Below are 26,016 nucleotides of genomic sequence, written 5' to 3' on the forward strand. Positions count from 1 at the left end.
TCATTTCAATAACGATATTCTTTTTTTATTTAAAACATAACTATCTACATACAAAAAAGAGTGGGATAACGAATTCAAAATGAATGTATCCCACTTTCCTTTTTTAGTTATCCAATTTGAATTCTCTCTTTTGGATAACTAAATTTATCAGGTTCTTTACGACCAGATATCATAATAATAAATGATATTAAACCGACACGTCCTATAAACATAAGAAGCATTAAGACGACCTTGGTAATACTGCTAATATTATCTGTCACCCCAAGTGATAAGCCACATGTTCCAAACGCAGACATGACTTCAAAAAACACCTGTAAGAATGATAAATTATTGGCTTCTGCTGCTAATATAATAATGATACTTACAAAAGTAAGTACCGTCGCCATTATAAACACAGCAAAAGAACGTTGTATATCGATGGTATGAATTTCTCTATTAAATACTTTAATCGATGATTTTTCTGTATTGTTATTAAAATTAATCACAAATAAAATAAGTATCGCAAATGTCGTTGTTCGAATACCTCCTCCTACTGAACTCGGAGAAGATCCAATAAACATGAGAATACTCATAATGACATTTGTTGCATCACTAAAGTGTGTCACATCAATGGTTTGTAATCCAGCACTACGTGTAGTTGCAGATTGAAATAATGCATAGAATAAAGATTGATGCCAATTATATCCTTTGAATGCATGATTGTACTCAAGTGCTAAAATAGATAAAAATCCAGATATAAATAGGAAAAAGTAAGTCGTTGTTGTAATTTTAGTAAATAAAGAAAATCTAAAATGACTTACTCTATTTCGTATATAAGCTCTGATTTCAAGTAATACTGGAAAACCAATTGATCCAAGAATAATTAAAAACATTACAATAGTTTGTACAAAGTAATCCTTGGCATATGGAACTAGTGATTGGCCAGTAATATCTAACCCACCATTTGTAGTAGCTGAAATAGATACAAACAAACCTTGCATTAAAGCATTTTTTAAATCAGGATTGTCTCTGTAAAAATAAAATGCAAGCAAGAGTGCACCTACAATTTCGATAGTCATGATGGTTTTAACAATTTCAATAATAAGCTTAACTGTCCCACTCATTGTGTCTTTATTATTATCAAGCATGATAAGTTGACGTTCGCGCATACCAATATGTTTACCAAGTACTACCCACAACACTGTACCTATCGCCATTACGCCTATGCCACCGATGTTTAAGATAATTAAAATGATAAGTTGGCCAAATGATGAATAGGTATCAATAATACTGACTGGCGTTAAACCGGTCACACTAATTCCAGATACAGCTACAAACAATGTATCTATAGGACTCACCTTCACGCCAGGTTTATGTACAAAAGGTAAATTGAGTAATAAAAATGCAACGACAATTGCAATTAAATAATATAAAACAATACCTTGTTGAGGCGTTGATTTTTTGAATAATTTACTGAAAATAGACATTAGTTTGTCACCTCAATGTCATTTCAAATTAATTTCTATATCTTGAATATTTCCATCTCTGTAAATTTTAGCCGATAACGTTTTTAAATCTTGTCGATGGTTAAACAGGATGTGTCTATACTGCAAATTATCTTTTAATGTTTTACCTTCTAATTTTACAATGACATCACCAATTTTTAAACCTGATTTTTTACCTAAACCGTCATCTTTTAATTTTTTCACTAAAATCCCATCATTTATATCATTAGGTAATTTTAAAAGTGAGCGTTCATAATGATTTAAATCATTTACATTTTCTAAAGCTATTCCAGTATTGGGGTAATTTACTTTCCCATTTTTCTCAAGCTCTTTAGCGATTGATTTAGCTTCATTAATGGGAATAGCAAAACCCATTCCTTCTATACTTGGCATATTAATTTTTAATGAGACGATACCAATAAGCTCTCCATCTTTATTAACTACAGCTCCACCTGAATTTCCTGGATTAACAGAAGCATCAATTTGGAACGTTTGCATCAATTCATCATTTTTATTATCTTTATCAAAATCAACAGGAACCAACCGATTTAGCCCCGAAATAATCCCTTTTGATACCGTATTTCTAAACTCTTCTCCTAGAGGATTACCTACAATTAATATCGATTCCCCTAAAACTAATTTATCTGAATTTCCAATATGGATAGAATTAATATTTTTATCATTGATTTTTGCTTTCACTACTGCAATATCTGACCATTTATCCTTTCCGACCACGTCACCTTTTATACTTTTATTCTCTCCATATGTAATCTTAACTTTATCCGCTTCACCAACAATATGTGTATTTGTTAATACAAAAAAAGTATCGCCTACAGTTTTGTAGACGACACCTGAGCCAAGTTCACTATCTAATTTTGAATTTGTTTTTTGAACTGAAGTATTCTTAGGTGCGTCACTTTCTACTGTTACCACTGATCTGACAGTATTATTAGCGTTTTTCATAGTTGTTGTGTACTTCTTATCTTGTGTATGTGTTTGATTTGAATGTTGTTCTTGTGAAGGTTCAGTAAAAATAGCTTTTACTAAAACTAAAATTAATATTAACGCAATTGCGATTAAAATTTTAATCCAATGTTCTTTTAAAAAGTCAACGACTTTATTTTTTGTATCATTTGATGATTGTTCATGTGATTCATGAGATTGTTGATCCGATATATTTTCTGTCGTATTCTTATCAGAATTAGATATGTGCTTTGATTGTTCACTCTTAGTATGTTCTACTTGAGTTGAACGTTGCTGAGTTGAAATTTGTTCTTTCTCAGTATGGATTGATTCTTTATCCTTAGTTGAAGTGTATGATTCTTCAGTGATTGTTGGATGTTTAGATTGTGTTTTAATTGTATCATTATGTTGATTGTCTTTTTCTTGTTTAGACTTTGGACGAGATTCATTATTTTTATTCAATCTACTATAAGTTGGTTCTATAGATTTATTCGTTTCATTTTCACTTTTTGAGCCATTACTCGAAATTGGTTTTTGCTGTTTCAATTCCTCATTATGTATGTCTTCTTGTTTAAGGTGTTGTTCTTCAGGCAGAGTTAAATGATGCCTATTATTTTTCTTAGCTGTGTTTGATGCATCTCTTTTTGATCTTAACTTAGCTAAATGTTGTTGTTGTTGAATTTCTTCTTGTGTTAATTTTTCAATTCTAGCTTTTCTTAAATTATCTTTGACACGTTCTTCATTTACTTTTGCTTGATGCTGTTCTTTTTCTGCTAAATGTTCACGCTTTTGTCTTTCACGTTCAATACGTTCCTCACGTTCTTCATTATGAAAGTATTCGTGACGTTTACGCCCATATTTACTACGCGGTATCACTTGTTTTTTATCATTATCCAAAGATGCCCACTCCTAACCTTGAAATCACAATATATATCACTAAAAAATGATTTACTTTTATGTGGTTATATATCTATCTTAATTTATTTATATATTACTTAAATTTTAATATCATTAGTGTTAATAAGCAAACGATTGTCAAATATTTTCTAAAAATATTTGACAAATAGTTATTAATTGAAAAAACCTTTTGAAGTTTTTTATAAAAAAACTTCAAAAGGTTTCGATTACATCTAATGCTTAGCATTCTTTTTATTTTTTCTTACTGATGTTAACCATCCAATCACAACTAATAAAATCATTACAGTCCAAAAGATTGCTTGCCATAACGTACTATGTGGGAAGTCTTCTGATAATACGCCAATATCTGGATGAGCTAATACGATAACTACTAATTTAATACCTACCCAGCCAACAATTGCAAAAGCGGCACCTTCTAAACCTGGATATTTATTTAATAAATCAACAAACCATGTTGCTGCAAAACGCATTAAAATAACACCAATCATACCACCGATGAACATAACTCCAAATTGGCCTAAATCCATACCGCCAAAATGAATACCCATCTTAGGAAGTGTCACTGCAATAGCCATTGCTGCTAACATAGAATCAATTGCAAAGGCAATGTCAGCAAACTCTACTTTAAATACAGTAGCCCAAAATTTTCCAGCACTTACTTTCTTTTCAGCGCCAGTTTCATCATAATGATGTTCATCCCCAACTTGTTCCTCTTCATCTTTCTTATGGAAGAAATTCCAAAGATTTCTAATAGACATGAAAATTAAGTATGCAGCACCAATCGCTTGAATAAACCAGAAATTCACAATAATACTAATTAAAAATAAAGCAATAAAACGGAAAATAAATGCTCCTAGTAAACCATAGAATAATGCTTTTTTACGCTGTTCTGGTGGTAAATGCTTAACCATTACTGCCATTACAACCGCGTTATCTGCTGCTAGTAATCCTTCTAAAAATACTAACACTAATATTACCCACAAATAAGGTAAAATTAAGCTTGGATCCATGAAAAGACAGCTCCTTTATTTATTTTTTACAAATAAAAAGACCTATGCTAATTCATAGCAAAGGTCTCACTTAGCAAATTTGCTCATTTTACCGGAAGTATCAACTTCGTAATGACGATAAAATGCTGAATTTAAGATGTTAGTAATATAGCATCTCAAATTCTCAAGTTACTCCCCCCTGACATTAAGCCATAGGTATTTATTTGTTAAGAGTATTATAACCAGATTTGATATATATAAACAATGTTAAAGCTAAAATTATTGTATATCTTTATTATTATTTTAACTTAAACCTTATATTGTCATTTTTTTATAATAAACTATATAGTTTAATATCTGGGAATTTTTCTTCAAACCAACGTGTAGCAAACTCATTTTCAAATAAGAAAACAAACTTATCATATCTGTCTTTCACTAAAATAGAACGTGACGTGTTCATCTTATCTTGAATATTCTCTTCATTTTCAATCCAACGTGCAATTTTTCTACCTACGGGTTCCATGACGACATCTACATTGTATTCATTTTTCATTCTGTGCTCGAATACTTCAAATTGTAATTGACCCACTGCACCGAGAATAATTTGATTCGTATGAAGTGTTTTATAATATTGAATCGCACCTTCTTGCACAAGCTGTTCAATTCCTTTATGGAAATGTTTTTGTTTCATTACATTTTTAGTAGAGACTTTCATGAAAATTTCAGGTGTAAATTGCGGTAAATCTTGGAAGTTAAATTTTTGTTTACCTCCAACTAATGTATCACCAATTTGGTAGTTACCTGTATCGTATAATCCAATAATATCTCCAGCTACAGCGTGATTGACAGTTTCTTTATCATCTGCCATAAAAGAGGTAGAACGTGTGATTTTTTGTTTTTTATTAGTACGTTGTAGGGTCACATCCATACCTCTTTCAAACGCACCACTAACTACTCTCATAAAAGCAATTCTATCTCTATGTTTAGGATCCATATTCGCTTGAATTTTAAATATAAAACCTGAGAACTCGTCATCAAACGGGCTAACTTCAACTTCTTCATTTGTCTGACGAGCATTAGGCATGGGCGCATAATCTACATATGCATTCAAGAAATTCTGAACCCCGAAATTAGCCAATGCTGATCCAAAGAATACAGGAGTTAAATCACCATTTAATAATGCTTCATTATCAAATTTTTCGCCAGCTTCTTCAACTAACATAAACTCTTCAATCGCTTGTTCGAAAGCACTATCATTGCTAATAGTGTGTTCTTCTTTAAGTTCATACTCATCATTTAAATGTAATACATTCTCTTCATCTCTAAAAGGTTCAATAGTTTTAGACTCACGATCGATAATACCAAAAAAGTTTTGACCCATTCCTATTGGCCAATTCATTGGATAGGTGTCAATATTTAATGTTTCTTCAATTTCTTCTAATAGTTCAAATGGTTCTTTACCTACACGGTCTAATTTGTTGATAAAAGTAAAGATAGGAATGCCTCTCATTTTACATACTTTAAATAATTTTAATGTTTGGGGTTCGATCCCTTTCGCACAATCGATAACCATTACTGCACTATCAACCGCCATTAATGTTCGGTATGTATCTTCAGAAAAGTCTTCGTGTCCTGGTGTATCTAGAATATTAATTTTATAATCATCATAATCAAATTGCATGACTGAACTGGTCACAGAAATACCACGTTCTTGTTCCACTTTCATCCAGTCACTGGTTGCAAATTTCCCTGTTTTTTTCCCTTTTACAGTACCCGCTTCACGAATAGCACCACTAAAATATAATAATTTTTCAGTTAGCGTCGTTTTACCAGCATCCGGGTGTGAGATAATAGCAAACGTCTTTCTTGATTCTATTTCTTCTTTTAAACTCATTCATTATTCTCCTTTAAATCCTTTATTATCCACTTAGATAACTGAGAAGCTATACGCAATGCTTCACTTTCTTCTTTAAATGTAAATAATTGCATTATTAACTCTTCATTTATTTCCTGTTCATTGAGTTGTGCATTTAATTCTACAGACCAAAACATATCTGGAATAGCTATCATATAATAAGAATGATGCACATTTTCATATAGATAGACATTGATTATTTCATTTTGTTCAGAAAGTTGCTTAATGATCATAGTTGGATTTTCCAAACTTTTTATACGCAGCTTCTAAACCAATTAAATCGTCACGATGTGGCACTTTCACGTGTCCTGGCATAATTTGATAAGGTTCTCTACCTTTAGAAGCAAGTACAACTGTATCACCTGGATTCGCGACTTCGATAGCATGTTTAATGCCTTCAGCTCGATCTTCAAATTCTACATAGTTATTATGTGTTGCCCCTTTAGCAAGTTCTGCAGTCAACATTTTAGGGTCGTCATCTGCTGGATTGTCAGGTGTAAAAATAACATAGTCTGCTCGACATGCAACAGCGCCCATTTCAGGCGTTTTTGTTAAATCACGTTCGCCAGCCATGCCTACTAAAAAGATGAGCTTTTGTTTAACAAAAGGTTGCACTGCGTCAATCAGTTTATTCATACCATCAGCAGTATGTGCATAATCAATAATTAAATCGATTGGAAGTGATGGATCTAAAACCTCTAGACGCCCTTCAACAGGTTCTAAAGATTTCACCACTTCTACGATATCTTTGAAATCGACTCCTTTACTCCACACTGCTATCATAGCTGCCATAAGATTTGAGATATTAAATTTACCTACATAGGGTGATGAAACATGATACGTGCCAAATGGAGTAACACAATCAAATTGTACACCTTGTAAAGATTCTTTGATATTTTGAGCCATAAACTGTGCTCCATTATCTATACCATATGTCAATATTTCAAATGGTGTTACCGTTTCTAAATATTTAGAGAAATCATCATCATTATTTAATACCACATACTTTTCTTTTGATAAATCTTCACCTAATTGACTAAATAGTAAAGATTTAGCATGTCCATAAGCTTCCATTGTGCCATGAAAGTCTAAATGATCTTGGGTTAAATTTGAAAAAATAGCTACATCAAATTCTACCCCTCTTAATCGTCCTAGAGCTAATCCATGACTTGAGACTTCCATAGTCATTGCTTCAGCTTTACTATCTACAGCTTGCTTAATTTTCTTAGTAAGCAATACAGTTTCAGGAGTAGTATTTGCCCCTTTTGTTTTTTCTTCATTAATTTGAAATCCATTCGTACCTAAATACGCACTATTTTTGTCTAATCCTCTATAAATTAAGTGAATCATTGTCGCGATTGAAGTTTTACCATTTGTACCAGTGACGCCAAAGGTAGTGAGTTGTTGACTTGGATAATCAAATAATGTATGCGCTAATATACTGGCTACTCTTAAAGTATCAGGTACAATAACTTGTGTGACTTCTCCTTTAACTTCTTGCTTACGGTTTACAACTATAATTTTAGTTCCTTGGTCAATGACGTTTTGACAAAATCTATGACTATCTACAGTATATCCTTTAGAGGCTACAAAGATACTTTCTCCACTAGCAGTTCGAGAATCTGTAGTAATATCAGTGATATCTATATCTAAAGTTCCTATAACTTGTTTAACTCTTATTTTATTGAACAACTCATTCGCATTCAAAATGTATCGCTCCTTTTTTTCAATATCTCTATTATACACATTTTAAAGTTGTTGATAAATTTATTCTCACCTAAAAAAGTAAATTCTGAACTACTCAAAATCAAATAATTTTTGTATCTTCTATATTATTAATATTAATTCCAAGTTAATTATTTATAAATTTTTTCTTATCTTAGTGTAAGTCCCATACATTTCACTTTATTAGTGCTAGGATAAGGGTATAAAGTTAAAGTAATCATTGTTCGAATATGCTATAATTCACTATAAATGAATTTTATGACTTTCTTGAATAAAATACATATTATTTATACCCGTATGTATTTTTTACTGTAATACATTATTCGATGGATTAAACTTAAATTATTGGAGGGTGACTATTAATGGTTACTCAAAATAAAAAGATATTGATTATCACTGGATCATTTGGAAATGGTCATTTACAAGTGACACAAAGTATTGTCAATCAATTGAATGACATGAATCTATCTCATATTTCTGTTATTGAGCATGATTTATTTATGGAAGCACATCCCATCCTTACGTCTATTTGTAAAAAATGGTATATCAATAGCTTTAAATATTTTAGAAATATGTATAAAAACTTTTATTATAGTCGACCAGATGAATTAGATAAATGTTTTTATAAATACTATGGTTTAAATAAATTAATTAACCTACTTTTAAAAGAAAAGCCTGACTTGATTTTAATGACTTTTCCAACGCCCGTGATGTCAGTATTAACTGAACAATTTAACATGCGTATTCCTATCGCAACAGTCATGACGGATTATCGTCTACAAAAGAACTGGATTACTCCAAATTCTCATAGATATTATGTGGCTACTGAAGATACAAAAGAAGACTTTGTAAACGTTGGTGTACCGGCATCTTTAATTAAAGTCACAGGTATCCCTATTTCTGATAAATTTGAAGCGGATATTGATCAACAGGCTTGGCTAAAAAAATATCATTTAGACCCTAAAAAAACTACTATTCTTATGTCTGCAGGTGCTTTTGGAGTATCAAAAGGTTTTGAACATATGATAGAACGTATCTTAGAAAAAAGTCCTCATTCTCAAGTCGTTATGATTTGTGGTAGAAGTAAAGGACTTAAACGTAATTTGGAAGCTAGATTTAAATCTTACGACAACGTTCTTATTTTAGGATATACAAAACATATGAATGAATGGATGGCTTCAAGTCAATTAATGATCACTAAACCAGGTGGGATTACGATATCCGAAGGTTTGACAAGAAGTATCCCAATGATTTTCTTAAATCCTGCTCCAGGACAAGAACTAGAAAATGCGTATTATTTCCAAGAAAAAGGGTATGGTAGAATTGCTGATACTCCTGAAGATGCAATTGACATTGTCTCTGAATTAACACATGATTCGAACAAATTAACTTTAATGATAAATACAATGCGTCAAGATAGAGTAGATTATTCAACCCATCGACTTTGTATCGATTTATTGAATATGCTCGATCATTCATCTCAACAGCAAGAAATTTATGGAAAGGTGCCATTATATGCCAAGTTCTTTGTCAAACAATAAAAGCGTAAGTAAAAACTTTAAAATAATGCTCGTTATTTTATTTTTAATGGAATTTGCTAGAGGAATGTATGTATTAAGTTATGTTAACTATTTACCTACTGTAACCTCTATCGCTGTAGCTGTGACTTCAGTAGCACTATCTATTCATTTTATTTCAGATGCAGCTACAAACTTTGTGATTGGTTTTTTATTAAAGAAATTCGGAACTAAAATCGTCCTTAATTTAGGTTTTTTATTAGCTTTTTTAAGCTTGTTTCTAATTATTTTCTTTCCAGCTAATCCCATCATTATCATCATTAGTGCAATTATGCTAGGGATTGCAGTAAGTCCAATATGGGTAATCATGTTATCTAGTGTGGAAGAAAGTCAACGTGGCAAACAAATGGGTTATGTATACTTTTCATGGTTATTAGGTTTGCTTGTAGGTTGGGCGTTTATGAATGTTCTAGTCAAAATACATCCAACGCGATTTGCATTTGCGATGTCTCTTGTCGTTATCATTGCATGGATACTTTATTATTTTGTAGATGTAAAACTCACAAATTATAATACTAAACCTGTGAAAGAACAATTAGGTCAAATCATAGAGGTAATGAAACGTCATATGATTTTATTCCCAGGCATTTTGTTACAAGGTGCTTCAATATCAGCTTTGCTTCCAATATTACCGACGTATGCTACAAAAGTTGTGGGGGTAACAACTATTGAATATACTGCTGCTATCGCTATTGGTGGTATTGGTTGCGCAATATCAATGTTATTTTTATCTAAAATGATCGATAAAAATAGCACTGGCTTTATGTATACCGTTATTTTTGTAGGATTCATATTGTTTACGCTATTTATTTTTGGTCTCTCACTAGTTAACAATATTATTGTTGTTTGGATAGTTGCCGCCTTTATAGGTTTAATCTATGGCATTTTATTACCTGCTTGGAATACTTTTATGGCTGGACATATCGATCCATCTGAACAAGAAGAAACTTGGGGTGTATTTAATAGCGTCCAAGGCTTTGGTTCAATGATTGGTCCTCTTTTCGGAGGCCTTATCGCTCAATTCTCAAATGGATTAAATAATACATTCTATGTCTCAGCTTTGATTTTTCTATTACTCGCTATTTTTTATGGTATTTATTTTATCAAAAGTAGAAAGCATCAAAAATATTCTTAAAAAAGAAGTCAAAACTAAAATGTTTTGACTTCTTTTTTTATATACATATTATGCTAGTTTAAAACTATCAACAATGTTCCATCTGTCTTCATCTTCATTGTAATGTAACAATGAAAGTTCATCAATGGTTTCTCTATGGTCTACCCCTGCAAGCTTCACTTGACCAAATATATCTTCAAATTCTTGACTCGTTAAGCCTTGAGCAATCTTAAAATGAGGAACGAATGGATGTTCAGCTTTACCATAAAAAGATTCGGTATTAAATGTATTAAATAAATTTTCTAATTCTTCTGTTTTTTCTACTTTAAAATAAATAACATTATTTGTCGGTTTAAAGCTTGAAGCTTTTGTCACGTGGACCTCTACAGGTTTAAATCCATCTAATGTTTGTTTAACTTCGTCTTTAAATGAATCTAATTCTGTTTCTTTAAGTTCAAAGTGAGGTTTAATCGTAATATGTGGCATAATACGTGCATACTCCGTATCATAACGCTTACGATAGCCATCTACTTCATTTTGAAATGATTGTGACGGAATAAGTGCTAATCCTATCTTCATTGAAATTCCTCCTTTGTTTAACATACTTCTATTATATCAAAATTCTATTTAATACGTTATTAGATACAACATTTTTTGAAAAGGCTTTCAAAAAGATTTGTAAACTATTAATATGTACTATTATTTATTATTATTTAAAAAATAATAGAGAATATCTCCGAGCATAGGTTTCCATGATTTCCAATTATGACTACCATTAAATTCATTGTATACGTAAGTGACACGCTCATCTTGTTCAATAAGGTTTGCTAGCTTTCTATTTGGAGTTAAAAAATCCGCTTGCTCACCAGTCGTTGGTAATTTAAAATCGACTTCATCTTTACCAATCGCATGCCAAATCGTTAATCGATTACGTTGCTTACATGTCTCAAATTTTTCAAGAACAGTATGATCTGAGTGCGGACTAAACATAGCTATTTGACTAAATATTGAAGGATAAGTCAATGAAGTAAGAAAGGCAATACTTCCAGCTAAACTATCTCCTATTAATAATCTAGAATTTCCCACCTTATATGTAGGGAATGCTTGATCAATGAAAGGTAAAAGCTCTTTAACTACTGACTGAATCATCTTTTGACTACGACTACCTTGAGGATGAAACTCTTCTCTACGTTTCTCAACATCTTCATAATGAAATCCAACAATAATAGCACGTTCAATATGTTCCTCTTTTCTTAGACGTTCATATTCACGCTGAATCCTTCCAAATCGGAAAAAATCCAATCCATCAAAACAAATAATCACCTGAGACTTAAATAATTCAGTAAAATCTTCTGGAAGATAAATCGACAATGTGATATCTCTTTCTAGAATGTCACTACTCAAAATATATTTATTAATTTTTCCAGCTTTAAATTCTCCCATGTTATCTTCTCTCCTTCATATATATTCATATTGTATCAATTTTATTTATTAGTGACAGTGATATAAACGTTTATAATAAGCTTTTTTATTTTAGATTTTATATACTTTTTTAAGAGAATTAGGAATTGTTTAATTAAGCTCATCTATTTTTATACAACTAAATATTATAATATAATTCTTTTTTAGTTAATCAACTTTTCCTTTTTAACATCTCTTATTTAAGATATACTTATTACTAATGAATTCATTACTTTAGGAGGAAGTAAGTCTATGCTTAATAAAGTATGGTTTCGAACTGGGATTTTCTTAATCATCCTGTTCGTACTTATAAAGTTATTTATGGAAGTGCATAGTGTATTTACACCTATAGCAACTATTATTGGTTCAGTGTTTCTTCCATTCTTGTTAAGTGGATTTTTATTTTATATCTGCTTACCTTTTCAAACACTTTTGGAAAAATGGGGTTTCCCACGTTGGGCAAGTATTTTAACTATCTTTATCGTATTAATCGCTATTATCGCTATCGTAGTAGCTTTCATTGCGCCTATTATTATTTCTAATGTTAATAATTTAATCAAAGCAACACCAACTTTACAACGTGATGCAGAGCAAGTGGTTAATTTCTCATTAAATCAAATGGATAAATTACCAAGTGATGTAACAGCGAAAATTAATTCAACAATGAAATCAATCAGTGATAGTTTAACTGGTATATTAGCAAATTCAATCACTTATATCACATCTCTTATTTCAACCATCTTTTTATTGATTATGGTACCGTTCTTCTTGATTTATATGTTAAAAGATCATGAAAAATTTATTCCAGCAATTGGTAAATTTTTCAAAGGAGAACGTAAAGTTTTTGTTGTTGATTTACTTAAAGATTTAAATTATACGTTAAAATCGTATATTCAAGGTCAAGTTACTGTTAGTTTCATCTTAGGTATTATTCTTTATATTGGTTATACCTTTATTGGGTTACCTTATACTCCATTGCTTGTATTATTCGCTGGTGTAGCAAACTTAATCCCATTTTTAGGACCATGGTTATCATTTGCGCCTGCTGCAATATTAGGAATTATCGATGGTCCATCAACATTTATTTGGGTTTGTGTTGTTACATTAATTGCACAGCAACTTGAAGGTAATGTCATCACACCTAACGTCATGGGTAAATCATTAAGTATTCATCCACTTACAATCATTGTTGTTATCTTAGCAGCGGGTGATTTAGGAGGATTCACACTTATTTTAATTGCTGTTCCACTTTATGCAGTATTAAAAACAGTAGCAAGAAATGTATTTAAGTATCGTCAACGTATCATTGATAAAGCAAATAGCGATGTTAAAGATTAATTTAATTATTAATGCTTTTTAATTACTTACTGCGGATAGAACATATTCTATTCGCAGTTTTTTTATGTCATATCACATTAAATAATATAAAGCTAGAAGAGGGATAAAATTCATTTTTAAGTCGTCGTTCTACATCATCAATGCCTATGCCTCTCCAATTTGCGTTGAATATAGATGTTCTTATTAAAAGTCTCTATGTTCTAGCCTTGGAATTGAAATTGAATAAAGCTTGATACAAATGCATTTTCAATTCAGTCATCAACTGTCAATTTATTAAAAAAGTCTAAGACAACTCATTGTCTCAGACTCTTGGATTTATCATATATCTTATATCTATTTTTCAATTTAAACTTATTTAATTGCGTGGAAACCACTATCTACGTGGATATTTTCTCCAGTCACACCACTTGAAAAATCACTTAATAAATAAGCAGCAGTTCTGCCCACTTCTTCTTGATCTACATTACGTCTTAACGGTGCACGTTCTTCAACTTCTTTAAGAATTAAGTTCAAACCACCTACACCTTTAGCACTTAATGTACGAATTGGTCCAGCAGAAATTGCATTGACTCGAATATTATCTGGGCCTAAATCATATGCTAAATATTTAACATTTGCTTCAAGACTTGCTTTTGCAACACCCATCACATTATAGTTTTGAATTGCAAATTCTCCGCCTAAATAAGTTGTAGCTACAATACTACCCCCATTCGGCATAATTTTTTTCGCTTCATGAGCTACAATGGTTAATGAATATGAACTAATATCTTGTGCAAGTAGGAATCCTTCACGAGATGTTTCAGAAAAACGACCACGTAAATCTTCCATATTAGCAAATGCAATTGAATGATAGACGCCATCAATAGTTCCAACTTCTTCACCAATTTTCGCAAAGCCATTAATGACATCTTCATCTTTTTGAACATCTATTTGATACAAATGATGCTCTTTTTGATTTAATTGGCCTAATAATTTTTCTAATTCTTTTTTACTGCGCTCTTTACGATATGTAAATACGAGATGAGCACCTAATTCGTCTAATACTTTAGCTACGCCAAAACCAATACTACGTTTATTAGCGATACCCATAATGACAAAGGTTTTATTTTCTAAATTAATCATATAAATTATCTCCTTATATTACTTTATATTAATTCGTTCATTATAAACGTTTTTAACATACATATTTTACCATTGTTAATAATATTTAATAAAGTAATAATAAATTTTCAAATCATCTCAATAAAAAGAGAGGTACATAAAGTAATGTATCTTTTTATGTTATTTTTCAAAGATACCCTTTATTTTGTCCTCTCTTTTAAATAGATTAATAATAAAATTCTAATTCAGATTTGAGTTCATCTACATATTCTTTAGAACCTGTTACAATTAAACGGTCTTTATATCTAAGTTGCGTATCTCCATGTGGTACAATGGATTCATTATTTCTAACAATACGTACAAATATGATGTCCCCACCAAATGGGAAATTACGCAATAGAATATTTTCGTATTTATAATTTAACATTTCAATTTCATATAGTGAAGTTTCAACGTTACTTAAAATATTTAGCATATTTGGTGTTTCAATTAAACCTTTTAAGAAAATTTTATTACTAATAAAATTACTAAATACTTCAATACCATCTGTTTTTAACTCTTCATCATCACCACTATTTTCTAGTCGACAAATAACTCTGTTTACACCATGAGATTTAGCTAATTTTGCTATCATTTTATTTAAACCATCATCATTAGCAGAACATACGACAATATCTTGATTAAATAAGCCAAGTCTCTCTAATAAACTTTCTTCATATTCACTAATTTCAATAACAGTCACATTGTCAGGTAAATTACGCTGATCACCTAAATCTTTACGGTAAAACAACGTTATATTATATAACTGTGAAGTCAGATTTTGAACAATTGGAATAGTCAATTGATTTTTACCAATTAACGCAATATCAATTTTCCGGTTCACTTCATCTGGAATTGGGAATAATTTTTTAAATACAACAGGTACAAATACACATGTAATAATTGCACTTAATATTAATATTCCTGACATTTCAGAAGTAATTGCTTTTAATTCTTCAGCAATTTTTGCTGCAGCAATAACAAGCGAAAGTGTTGATGTTAATAAAAATGCTGATGCAATGGTTGTTTTAGTATCAAACCATCTTCGAATAAATAAGACAGGAATCAACTTAGAAACGATAAAGGACAATATAAGTATCGGAATTATAATAAGTAAAGAGGGTTCTTTAATTAAAGATGGTATATCTAAATCTACACCGACCATAATAAAGAATATCGGTATAAAGAATCCGTATCCAAATGAATCTAAAGTATGAATGATTTCTTCATCAGGTTTTAACAGTGATACAACTACACCAGCTAAAAAAGCACCTAATATATATTCAGCACCAACACCCTCAGCAAGAGCAACCAGTAAAATGATTAATGCAAAAATGGCACGTATACCAATTTGTGTTGTACCACCCATTAAGCGTTGCATAAAATTTAACCGTTTAAATACAGAACCTAACAAATAAAATATTGCAGTAAACACGATTAAAATTGCAGATAGCCAAATTGACCCTCCGCCTTCACCATTGATTCCACCATAAATAGTTAATAAAACCATCGTAAATAAATCTGCTAATACTGCTACTAATAATATAAATTGTCCTATTGTTGTGCGCATGATATTCATTTCTTTAAGTGTTGGCACAACTACACCCAATGAAATAGTTGAAATAATAATGACCATTAATAATACATCATCTACAAAGCCTAACCATTTAAATGCAAATGCTAAAATGATTGAAAGCACTATTATTAATGAAAAAACTGTAAGTGCTAATTGTAAATGACTTGGTAAATTCTTTTCATTTTTATCAATACCCTGTCTCTTTCTTGTGTCTTTTTTAAATGCGCTGAAATCAATTTCTAGTCCACTTAAAAACATTAAAAAGATAAAACCTAATGTTGACAGAATATTTAACATTTCATCTTTGTGGACAAGTCCTAAAAATGAGTTTCCTATAATAATTCCCATTAATATTTCAGCTACGACAACAGGTAAAAAAGTGACGTTTAATCGATTAACAATAATCGGTGTAAGAAATGCTGCGACGACGACTATGACCAAAGAAAAAAATTCCATTTCATCCCCCTATGTTAGATATGACATAAATGTTGTTGCAAGTCCAAAATAAATTAACATACTTACAATATCATTGATAGTTGTAATAAATGGTCCACTTGCGACAGCAGGATCGATATGAATTTTATTCATTAAGATTGGAATCATTGATCCTACTAACGTACCTACTGTCATGGCAATAGTTAAACTTGCACCTACAATCAGTGCCAAGAATGGTTGACGATAAATAATGACAATAATTAAGAATAAAATCACTGCACATACAAAACCAGTGATTAACCCACTACCTGCTTCTTTTAAAGCTATTTTAAGTTTACTTTTTTCTTTAATATCACCATTAGAAATATTACGAACAGACACTGCTAATGATTGTGTTCCTGAATTTCCTGACATCCCACTTATAATAGGGATAAATGCTGCTAATAATGCAACTTGCGACAAGGTATCTTCAAAACCACCCAGAATCGTTGCTGTTATCATACCTAAAAATGTTAAAATAATAAGCCACGGTAATCTCTTCAATGCTTTCTTAAATACTGATTGATCAGTAGACTTAGTATCAGAAACCCCCGCTAAACGTGAATAATCTTCATCTGCTTCTTCATTTACAACATCTAAAATATCATCTATTGTGATAATCCCTACTAAATGATGTTGATAGTCGATCACAGGCATAGCAATAAAGTCATAATCTTTCATTTTTTGAGCAACACGTTCTTGATCTTCTTCTACATTTACACTTACAACACGTCGAATCATTACTTCTTCAACATGAGCATCAATATTTGCTACAATTAAATCTTTCAAAGATAGAACACCTACGAGTTGACCGGCAGTATCAACGACATAAATCACATATATCGTTTCTGCGTCAGGTGCTTGACTTTTAACTAGCATGAGTGCCTCTTTTACAGATGTACTAATATCCAATGAAATATATTCAGTAGTCATGATACCGCCAGCAGTATCTTCTTCATAATGTAATAACTTTTTGATTTTATCTGTGACTCTGTTATCCATCAAAGCTAATAAACTGGCAACTTTTGAGTTAGATAATTCATTTAGAATATCAACTGCGTTATCTGTAGACATATTTTCTAATACTTCACTTGCATAATGTGCATGCATTGAATCAAATAATATTTCATATTCTTTCCCCTCAATATCTAATTGATTAAAAAATCTACTCACTTCTTGAGGCGATAAAAATTCGAATATTCTTTGTCTATTCTGATTCGTTGTATTTTCAAAATATTCACTTTGTTCATATTGATGTATAGTTAGAAATTCTTTTCTGAATTGATCTATATCATTGCGGTTTAAACTGTCATCTAGTAGTTTTTGATTGTATACTTTATTATGTTGTATGTCAGTTGTTTCTGTATTTAATGACATCAAATGTACCTCCTAATTTTAATTTACACTTTGATATATTTTTTCTAAGTTTTTATAGTCTAAAATAATCTCGATTTCTTTATTATATATTGGATGTCTAAATTTTACTTTATAACACTGTAAAGATTGTGTTTGAATCCGAGGATGAAAACCATCATATAAGTCATCCCCAATAAGTGGATGACCAATATGCTTAAAATGAACTCTAATTTGGTGTGTTCGTCCAGTATGTAATTTAACTTCACATAAACTTGCACTGTGATGACTACTCAACGTTTTATATTCAGTTTTTGCATGTTTACCAGATGGCGTAATACACCGAGTAATAATACTATCTTTGTTTCTACCAATAGGTGCCTCTATCATAGATTGTTCTTTAGTTTTACCGTAACACACACATATATATCGCTTATCTATTTCAAATGTCGACATAAGGTGATGAATATGACCATGTTTAGTAAAGATAACGATGCCCGTCGTATTACGATCTAATCTTGTAACAATATGAGGTACTACATATTGTACTTTATTTGTAGAATGATTTAAATAATACATCACGCGCTCAATTAAACTATCATGAGGATGTTCTCTTGAAGGTGCACAATTTAAATGCACCGGTTTTGAAACGATAATTAAATATGTATCTTCATATAATATTTCAATATGTTTGTTTGAAGGACGAAGATATGTACTTGGAACTTCTTCCGGCAGTTTAACAATAAGTTGATCATCTTTTTTCAACATATATCTAACTGTCACAGGTTGCCTATTAATAATTAAAGCGCCATCACGTTTAATGGCGCTAATTGTTTTCTTTGAATAATTATGACGTTGTAAAAATGTCTTAAGCATTTCTTCGCTATGAATATGGTATACAAATTTCATCAATCATCTTCACTTTCAATAAACGAATCATGAACTCTTTTCCAAAAAGGAAATGGTCTAAACCTAGCAAAACGAACTTTTTCATTTGCGACCCTAAATTGAATGTCGCTCACATTTTTATGTTTTAGACTGACATGGTCAATTGTTGTTCTAATTGTATTATGATTTACAGGTGTAATCAAACATGTATGATGCTTAGGTAATACTAATGGTGAACCTACCGTTCTAAATACTCTATTATTAATAGATGCAATTTCAGCAATTTGTATGGCTTCAAGAGAAGGATGAATCAGTGCACCACCTAGTGCTTTATTATAAGCCGTCGACCCAGAAGGTGTAGAAATACATAGACCATCCCCTCTAAATCGTTCAAAATGTTTACCTCTAATTGCGACATCTGCTACTAATGTTGATCCATTTTCAGTTTTCATAGTTGCTTCATTGAGTGCTAGATAGCGTGTTTCATTCTTAGTGTTGTTATATTTAACAATAATTTCAAGTAATGGATATTCAATCACTTGAAATTCAGAATGATGAATTTCATCAATCAATTTTTCAACTTCATGAGGTAACCAGTCTGCGTAAAAACCTAAATGACCAGTATGTACTCCAACGAATGCTACATTTGATAACATATGACTATACTGATGAAAAGCTTGCAAAAGTGTTCCATCTCCACCGACAGATATTACTATTTCTGGATTTTCTGTATCCTCCATCATATGAAAAGAGTTCATTTGATTCATCATTTTATGTTTAAGCGTGTTTGATTTAGAGTCACCTTTAGATAAAATCGTATAACGCATGTATTGACACCTCATTAGTCATGTTTTTTTGCACGTTTTTGAGTATAATATTTTTGAGCTTCTTGTATTTCCTCTTTAATTTCAGACATCTCTTCATCTAATAAGTAAGCCGCTTCAGCAGCTCTTTCTAGACGATGTTGTATCTCAGCAGGATAATCTCCATCATATTTATATCTTAATGTATGTTCGATTGTAGCCCAAAAATTCATTGCTAATGTTCGAATTTGAATTTCAGCTAATATCATTTTTTGACCACTTAATGTTTCAATTGGATACTCGATAATTACATGATATGAACGATAACCACTTTGTTTTGTATTGTTAATATAATCTCTTTCTTCTACAACTTTAAAATCTTGTCGTTGTCTAAGCATGTTAACAACTACATCAATATCATCAACGAATTGACACATCATCCTTAAACCAGCTATGTCGTACATTTCTTCACGTAATCGATCAAAAGGAATTCCCCTTTTATTCGCTTTATCAATGATACTTGTAATAGGCTTTACACGACCAGTTACAAATTCAATGGGTGAGGCGTTGTCTCCAACTTCATATTGCTTACGTAAGCCTTTTAATTTCACCTTTAATTCATCGACTGCTTGTTTATATGGTGTTAAAAATTGCTCCCATTGATTCATATGGTTCCACTCCGTTTCACTTTAGTTCGAAAGTTTCTTCAACTGCTGAAACAAACTCCTTACCATAGTTATTATTTCCTTCAACATTTTCTAGGATATAACTTAATTCATCTTGAAAATGTTCTAATTCTAATTCATCGTTAATAATTACTTTTTTATCTCTATTATTATGTAACATTGACCACGTCTCTTGTACAAAAATCAAATATGAATACGACGAGCCATCATCTAATAAATAAGCAAAACTAAAATTATCACTATCTACAAGCATTTGTCCTACTTCATCTAATCCATCAGTTGGATCTTCTGAGTAGCAATAAATGCTATCATCTTTGATTTTAATTTCATTTACATATATACGCATGCTTGTTCCTCCTTATTATTCCTTATTAGTTTAACATAATTTAACTTTCAAACACACATTAGAGTACCATAGTTCAAGTATGCTCTAAACGATTAAATATTTAGCTCCATATATTTTATTTTTAGTATTGTTATTACTTTAATTTTTTACAAATGTCCGTCATAATGAACTACAATAATATACTAAAGATTTTCTAATGAGGTGTAATTATGAGTACTAATAATGAAATTGAATTTAAGCAATTAATTGATTTCAATACATATAACGCGATTAAAGATTCTTACTTTAAACAACTCACACCATTCACTCAAACAAATTATTATATTGAATCATCTAGTTTCAAACTACGTGATCATCGTTCTGCTTTAAGAATACGTGTTAAACAAAACACATTTGAAATCACACTAAAAGTACCAGCTAAAGTTGGCTTGATAGAATATAATCATCCAATCGATATTAAGCCTCATATTGGACAAACAATTGTCAAATCAACATTACCTAACGATATTCAAAAAATTCTTACTGAATTTGATATTGAAGAAAACGAATTAAGTGTTTTAGGTGCATTGACAACTGAAAGATTAGAAGTTGAATTTCAAAATGAACTATTAGTATTAGATAAAAGTCAATACTTTGATAAAACAGACTATGAACTAGAATTTGAAGTCAATGATTATCAAATAGGCTTTGAAAAATTTCAAAATTTATTAAAACAATTTGACCTAGTTCATGAGCCCCCTAAAAATAAAGTTCAACGCTTTTTTGAATATCAAGCTCAATTAGGATAGATATGAGATAAACTTGTGAAAAGTCAAATTACTTTTAAATGTAAAAATTCATGTTATATTAGAAATATATTAATAGAAATTGGTGATACTATGGCTACAACACCTTATGATGTAATAGGAGAAAAAGCTTTGTATGATATGATTGATTATTTCTACTTTCTTGTAGAGAATGATCAAAGAATCAACCATTTATTTCCTGGAGATTTTAAAGAAACAAGTAGAAAGCAAAAGCAGTTCTTAACACAATTTCTAGGAGGTCCTGATTTATACACTCAAGAACATGGTCACCCAATGTTAAAAAAAAGACATATGGAATTTAGAATTACTACTTATGAAAGAGATGCATGGTTAGAAAATATGTATAAAGCAATCAATAAAGCTCAATTTCCAGCAGGAGTTGGCGAATACTTGTATGAAAGATTGCGTTTAACTGCTAACCATATGGTGAATTCCTAAATATAATTGAAGGTGAGTTAAACATGGCTGAAGAACTTAAAATTGTAGATAATGCGAGTCGTGAAAACACTAATCTGTCACCTGTAAATAAAATAGAAATTTATTCATTCTTTGATCCTTTTAATAAAGATTGTTTTAAATTATCCGCAATTATTTCTAAATTAAGAATTGAGTATAATCAATATATTCGAATCAGACATATTTTGAATCCTTCATTAAAGGTCTTGACTAAATGTCAAGCTCAAAGTACTTCAGATTTTGATAATATTGCTTTAGCATATAAAGCTGCTGAATTACAAGGTAGATTAAGAGCGGAACGTTTTATTCATTTAATGCAAAACGAAATTATACCGAAAAAAGATATTATCACTGAAGAAATGATTTGTAATTGTATTAAAAATGCTGGTTTAGATTATGATGTTTTCAAAGAAGACTTACAAAAAAATAAACTTACCGAAAGTTTGAAAATAGATTTGCATATTGCAAGAGAAATGGAAATTGAACAAGCGCCTTCACTTGTATTTTTTAGTGAAGATGTACATGAAGAAGGTTTGAAAGTCGAAGGCCTTTATCCTTATCATATTTATACTTATATTATTAATGAATTAATGGGATGCCCTATCGAAAAAGAATTACCTCCAAATCTCGAAACTTATATTCAATCCAAACAATTAGTAACGATGGAAGAATTGCTTACTATTTATGAATGGCCGGAAAAATTACTCGTAAAAGAATTGAAAAAATTAGCTTTACAACAAAAAGTTGAAAAACTAAATTATCCTGACGGCGAATTTTGGCAATCTAAAATGCCTAAGAAATAACAAAGAGCGATCACTTATATGAAGTGTATCGCTCTTTTTATATTAACTTGATTTAATAATTAAGCATAAAAAAAACGCCGTGTCTGATTACACGACGCTAAACAAAGGGGATGGGAGAAATTTTTCACTTCAAACAAAGGGGTATGTTTGTTATGTGATTAATTTCATGTATATAATATAACACGCTCAAAACGTCGTTTCAATATTAAACTACATTTCCACCCTAAATGTCACAAATTAGACACATTGAAAACGAATACACTCTTTTTAGTGCTTCATTAATTTTTCAAATGCTTTTAATTTTTGTTCAAAAACTTCACACGCTTGCTCTATAGGTTCTGGTGTAGTCATATCTACACCCGCATTCTTAAGAATTTCAATTGGGTAATTAGAACTACCTTTTTTCAAGAATTCATTTATATATCTTTCAACAGCAGGCTGTCCTTCTGTTAAAATTTGATGACTTAAACTTTGAGCTGCACTGTATCCAGTTGCATATTGATATACATAATAATTCATATAGAAGTGTGGAATACGAGACCACTCTTTACTAATATGATCATCTGTTTCTACTACATCACCGAAGTATAGTCTATTTAATTTAGCATACTCTTCATTCATACGAGTTGAAGTTAATGGTTCTCCCGCTTCCTCAATTTGATGAATTTTGTGTTCAAATTCAGCAAACATAGTTTGACGGAATAATGTTGCTCTGAAACGCTCAAGTTCTTGGTTTAGTAATAATAAACGTCGATCATCATCTAAATGTTTATCCATATAATCACTTAGTAGAGCTTCATTACATGTTGAAGCAACTTCAGCTACAAAGATAGAATAATCACTAGAGTTTGATGGTTGATTTTTACGACTAAAGTAACTATGTGCAGAATGTCCAAATTCATGAACAAGTGTATATAAATCAGAGATAGTATCAGACCAATTTAATAAAATAAATGGATTAGTTAAATGTGCGCCTGAAGAATAACCACCTGAGCGTTTTCCTTTATTCTCATAAACATCTACCCAACGATGATTTAAACCTTCTTTCACTACATCTAAATATTCTTTTCCCATTGGTTCTAGGGCTTTTAGCATCCATTCTTTAGCTTCGTCATATGGCATTTCAAATTTAACATCTTTAACTAATGGAGTATAGATGTCATACATTTTCAAATCATCAATACCTAAAAGTTCTTTTCTCAATTGAGTGTATTTATGCAACAATGGAAGATATTTGTGAACTGTTGCAACTAAATTATCATATACTTCTTCAGGAATATGATTATTACTTAAAGCGCGTTCACGTGCCGTTTTATAGTTATGCGCACGCGCATTGAAAATATTTTTCTTAACTTCACCAGCTAAAGTTGAACCTAATGTATTGTTATATGCACCATACGCCTCATATAAGTTGTTGTAAGCTGACTGACGTAATTTACGATCATCTGATTCTAAATATTTAATAAATGTACCTTGTGTTAAAGGATGTTTTTTCCCATCTTTATCTACTGCATCTTTAAACTCTAAATCAGCGTTACTAAACATACCATAGACATTTTCTGGAGTTGATAATGCATCTTGCGCTTGGGTTAATAATTTTTCTTTATCAGCATCTAAAATATGCGGACGTTTTTCATTAATTAATTTCAAGTCAAATGCATAACGTTTTAAATCATCGTTACTCTTAATAAAAGATTCTAATTTCTCTTCATCAATTTGCAAAATCTCTGGAACTAAGAAACTCCATACTGAGCTAATTTTTATGATGAGTTGATGCGCACGAGATTCAAAACCAGTATATTTATCGTTAGATGTATCTTGGTCTTGTTTTAGATGTGCATAAACATATACCTTTTCTAATTGTGTTCCAATCTCATCTTCTAAAGCTAAAGCATTATATAAAGTTTTAGCACTATCTCCTAGATGTCCTTTAAATTGTTCTTCTTTACCTAGATAGCTCTCTACCTCTTTTAATGCCTTTTCAAAAGCTTCATCGCTTTCAAAAATAGTTGTTAAATCCCAAGTTTCATTTGGATATTTTCGTTCTTGCTCTTCTCTAGTAAGTTGTTGACTCATACATGTACCTCCTAAATGAATTAATGTTATAATTTTCTCATTCTTTTATTTATTTTGCACGTTTAAACTCCCGCTTATTTGTTGAATATAATCATCTATTAACTTTAAAGTAATTTCTTCTTTATTAATATCCAGTAGATAAAATTGTCTGAATTTCAAATACGACATTAAATACTGCTTGGGAAGATTATGTTTTAACAACAACTTCAGCTTGAGTTGCCATTGTACTGGATGATTTTCAATAAAAATTTGATACGAAAAAATATAACCTGTATCTCTACATACCTCATCGTCAGTTATTTGTAATTGATACATAGCACTTAAAGACGGTTCTAGCACTGAACGTTTTTTTCTACAATTAAAAATATAACGACTGATATGTCTATTTGACAATTTATAACAATATGACTCATTCTTTTGTTCATTGAATGATAACAATTCAGAAATTTGAATTATTCGTCTATGCGCAATAAATTTTCGGCCACCAATATGTTGTATATTGACATACTTTACTATAAGTTGTTTTTCATGCTCCCAACTATATAGCGTTCTATCAATCGGATTAATGAAATAAGCTTGAAATGTGTTCAAGTATAAATAACCCTTATGATATTGTACTTGTTCGATAATCCAAATAACTGCTACTCCAATTTGTTCAAGTCCTCTTGATCGAGATTTGACCTCTTTTATACTTATTCTTGAAAATTGAACTTCTATAGCTACTTTTGCATTCACAAGAATATCAGGATACTGCATAATTTCAGAAAAATAAGGCTCTATTTCAACATTAAAGTGATATTGTTTTAGACGTTGAGCAATAAAAAATTTAACGTAGTAATGTTTTTCTGTTTCATTTTTCATACATCTTCTTTTAGTTTGAGAAACATGAGCAAAATGCGAAATCTTTTTTAACCCTTTTTTTAAAAGAAGTTTTTCTTTGCAATATGGACATCGGTATGCTTCAGTAATGATGGCTTGATGAGCATATACGGTTTCATTATTACGATTAATCGCTACTAACATGCATTCACCTCATACTATTAAACGTTTAAGGTGATTCATTTACTTTAAAAAAAGAGAGTAGAAAAGAAATTCATTTTAAATTTCTTCTCTACTCTCGATTAA

The 26,016-nt window shown here is 30.8% G+C and carries 23 protein-coding genes and 1 riboswitch; of the genes, 6 read left to right on the forward strand and 17 right to left on the reverse strand.

Annotated features, from left to right (window positions below; translation table 11 throughout):
- Positions 1 to 107: 107 nt before the first annotated feature.
- The 6 genes from NSU06_RS08475 to NSU06_RS08500 form a co-directional block, all read right to left on the reverse strand.
- Positions 108 to 1,466 carry a TrkH family potassium uptake protein gene (locus NSU06_RS08475; RefSeq protein WP_002488327.1) on the reverse strand — a complete coding sequence of 453 codons (1,359 nt, stop codon included), beginning with the start codon at positions 1,464 to 1,466 and terminating at the stop codon, positions 108 to 110.
- Positions 1,467 to 1,484: 18 nt separating this feature from the next.
- Positions 1,485 to 3,344 carry a trypsin-like peptidase domain-containing protein gene (locus tag NSU06_RS08480; RefSeq protein ID WP_101804198.1) on the reverse strand — a complete coding sequence of 620 codons (1,860 nt, stop codon included), beginning with the start codon at positions 3,342 to 3,344 and terminating at the stop codon, positions 1,485 to 1,487.
- 233 nt (positions 3,345 to 3,577) lie between these two features.
- Positions 3,578 to 4,375, reverse strand: a complete 798-nt coding sequence (locus NSU06_RS08485; protein ID WP_048682477.1) for a TerC family protein — start codon at positions 4,373 to 4,375, stop codon at positions 3,578 to 3,580.
- A 56-nt stretch (positions 4,376 to 4,431) separates the two neighbouring features.
- A riboswitch (yybP-ykoY riboswitch) is annotated at positions 4,432 to 4,564 on the reverse strand.
- Between the two features lie 121 nt (positions 4,565 to 4,685).
- Complete coding sequence (locus NSU06_RS08490; RefSeq protein ID WP_340779801.1) at positions 4,686 to 6,248, reverse strand: peptide chain release factor 3; 1,563 nt, start codon at positions 6,246 to 6,248, stop codon at positions 4,686 to 4,688.
- Positions 6,245 to 6,502 (reverse strand): YueH family protein, encoded by a 258-nt coding sequence (locus NSU06_RS08495; RefSeq protein WP_054105364.1) that lies wholly within the window; start codon positions 6,500 to 6,502, stop codon positions 6,245 to 6,247. The genes NSU06_RS08490 and NSU06_RS08495 overlap by 4 nt, the downstream gene beginning before the upstream one ends.
- Positions 6,492 to 7,976, reverse strand: a complete 1,485-nt coding sequence (locus NSU06_RS08500; protein ID WP_145449546.1) for a UDP-N-acetylmuramoyl-L-alanyl-D-glutamate--L-lysine ligase — start codon at positions 7,974 to 7,976, stop codon at positions 6,492 to 6,494. Before NSU06_RS08500 ends, NSU06_RS08495 begins: the two co-directional genes overlap by 11 nt.
- A 380-nt stretch (positions 7,977 to 8,356) precedes the next feature.
- Here NSU06_RS08500 and NSU06_RS08505 point away from each other — a divergent pair, with 380 nt between their 5' ends.
- Positions 8,357 to 9,535 carry a diglucosyl diacylglycerol synthase gene (locus NSU06_RS08505; protein WP_017175802.1) on the forward strand — a complete coding sequence of 393 codons (1,179 nt, stop codon included), beginning with the start codon at positions 8,357 to 8,359 and terminating at the stop codon, positions 9,533 to 9,535.
- The gene (ltaA, locus tag NSU06_RS08510; RefSeq protein ID WP_340779807.1) at positions 9,510 to 10,706 is read left to right on the forward strand and encodes a lipoteichoic acid biosynthesis MFS flippase LtaA; all 1,197 of its coding nucleotides are present in this window, start codon (positions 9,510 to 9,512) and stop codon (positions 10,704 to 10,706) included. Before NSU06_RS08505 ends, ltaA begins: the two co-directional genes overlap by 26 nt.
- Positions 10,707 to 10,754: 48 nt before the next feature.
- Here ltaA and NSU06_RS08515 read toward each other — a convergent pair whose 3' ends face one another.
- Together NSU06_RS08515 and NSU06_RS08520 are read right to left on the reverse strand one after the other, a co-directional pair.
- The gene (locus tag NSU06_RS08515) at positions 10,755 to 11,264 is read right to left on the reverse strand and encodes a 2'-5' RNA ligase family protein (RefSeq protein ID WP_340779809.1); all 510 of its coding nucleotides are present in this window, start codon (positions 11,262 to 11,264) and stop codon (positions 10,755 to 10,757) included.
- A gap of 120 nt (positions 11,265 to 11,384) precedes the next feature.
- Entirely contained in the window at positions 11,385 to 12,128 is a 744-nt protein-coding gene (locus NSU06_RS08520) for an esterase family protein (RefSeq protein ID WP_340779812.1), read from the reverse strand.
- 270 nt (positions 12,129 to 12,398) lie between these two features.
- Here NSU06_RS08520 and cozEa point away from each other — a divergent pair, with 270 nt between their 5' ends.
- Entirely contained in the window at positions 12,399 to 13,484 is a 1,086-nt protein-coding gene (gene cozEa, locus NSU06_RS08525; RefSeq protein ID WP_311052089.1) for a lipoteichoic acid biosynthesis protein CozEa, read from the forward strand.
- A 351-nt stretch (positions 13,485 to 13,835) separates the two neighbouring features.
- On the opposite strand, the gene fabI is transcribed toward cozEa, so the two are convergent.
- From fabI to NSU06_RS08560, 7 genes are all read right to left on the reverse strand, one after another.
- Positions 13,836 to 14,606 carry an enoyl-ACP reductase FabI gene (fabI, locus tag NSU06_RS08530; protein ID WP_019835652.1) on the reverse strand — a complete coding sequence of 257 codons (771 nt, stop codon included), beginning with the start codon at positions 14,604 to 14,606 and terminating at the stop codon, positions 13,836 to 13,838.
- A gap of 205 nt (positions 14,607 to 14,811) precedes the next feature.
- Positions 14,812 to 16,656 carry a monovalent cation:proton antiporter family protein gene (locus NSU06_RS08535; RefSeq protein WP_070663420.1) on the reverse strand — a complete coding sequence of 615 codons (1,845 nt, stop codon included), beginning with the start codon at positions 16,654 to 16,656 and terminating at the stop codon, positions 14,812 to 14,814.
- Between the two features lie 9 nt (positions 16,657 to 16,665).
- The gene (mgtE, locus tag NSU06_RS08540; protein WP_070663419.1) at positions 16,666 to 18,051 is read right to left on the reverse strand and encodes a magnesium transporter; all 1,386 of its coding nucleotides are present in this window, start codon (positions 18,049 to 18,051) and stop codon (positions 16,666 to 16,668) included.
- Between the two features lie 18 nt (positions 18,052 to 18,069).
- Positions 18,070 to 18,936 carry an RluA family pseudouridine synthase gene (locus NSU06_RS08545; protein ID WP_019835655.1) on the reverse strand — a complete coding sequence of 289 codons (867 nt, stop codon included), beginning with the start codon at positions 18,934 to 18,936 and terminating at the stop codon, positions 18,070 to 18,072.
- Positions 18,936 to 19,742: an NAD kinase gene (locus tag NSU06_RS08550; protein WP_019835656.1), complete on the reverse strand. Its 807-nt coding sequence runs from the start codon at positions 19,740 to 19,742 to the stop codon at positions 18,936 to 18,938. Before NSU06_RS08550 ends, NSU06_RS08545 begins: the two co-directional genes overlap by 1 nt.
- 14 nt (positions 19,743 to 19,756) lie before the next feature.
- Complete coding sequence (locus NSU06_RS08555) at positions 19,757 to 20,386, reverse strand: GTP pyrophosphokinase (RefSeq protein ID WP_017175811.1); 630 nt, start codon at positions 20,384 to 20,386, stop codon at positions 19,757 to 19,759.
- A 16-nt stretch (positions 20,387 to 20,402) separates the two neighbouring features.
- On the reverse strand, positions 20,403 to 20,750 hold the full coding sequence (locus NSU06_RS08560) for a UPF0738 family protein (protein ID WP_002448177.1): 348 nt from the start codon (positions 20,748 to 20,750) through the stop codon (positions 20,403 to 20,405).
- A 209-nt stretch (positions 20,751 to 20,959) separates the two neighbouring features.
- On the opposite strand from NSU06_RS08560, the gene NSU06_RS08565 reads away from it, so the two are divergent.
- From NSU06_RS08565 to yjbH, 3 genes are all read left to right on the forward strand, one after another.
- Positions 20,960 to 21,538, forward strand: coding sequence for a CYTH domain-containing protein (locus NSU06_RS08565; RefSeq protein WP_070663418.1), 579 nt, complete (start codon positions 20,960 to 20,962; stop codon positions 21,536 to 21,538).
- A gap of 90 nt (positions 21,539 to 21,628) precedes the next feature.
- Positions 21,629 to 21,994 carry a truncated hemoglobin YjbI gene (locus NSU06_RS08570; RefSeq protein ID WP_048761221.1) on the forward strand — a complete coding sequence of 122 codons (366 nt, stop codon included), beginning with the start codon at positions 21,629 to 21,631 and terminating at the stop codon, positions 21,992 to 21,994.
- Between the two features lie 23 nt (positions 21,995 to 22,017).
- A complete protein-coding gene (gene yjbH / locus NSU06_RS08575; protein ID WP_048761214.1) occupies positions 22,018 to 22,815 on the forward strand; it encodes a protease adaptor protein YjbH in 798 nt (265 codons plus the stop codon).
- A 267-nt stretch (positions 22,816 to 23,082) separates the two neighbouring features.
- Here the strand turns inward: yjbH and pepF are convergent, their stop codons facing one another.
- Both pepF and NSU06_RS08585 read right to left on the reverse strand, forming a co-directional pair.
- Entirely contained in the window at positions 23,083 to 24,891 is a 1,809-nt protein-coding gene (gene pepF, locus NSU06_RS08580) for an oligoendopeptidase F (protein ID WP_093514800.1), read from the reverse strand.
- A gap of 45 nt (positions 24,892 to 24,936) precedes the next feature.
- Positions 24,937 to 25,914, reverse strand: a complete 978-nt coding sequence (locus NSU06_RS08585) for a competence protein CoiA (RefSeq protein WP_093514799.1) — start codon at positions 25,912 to 25,914, stop codon at positions 24,937 to 24,939.
- Between the last annotated feature and the right edge of the window lie 102 nt (positions 25,915 to 26,016).

Origin of the sequence: Staphylococcus sp. FSL W8-1270, assembly GCF_038007165.1 — a bacterium.
GTDB lineage: Bacteria > Bacillota > Bacilli > Staphylococcales > Staphylococcaceae > Staphylococcus > Staphylococcus hominis.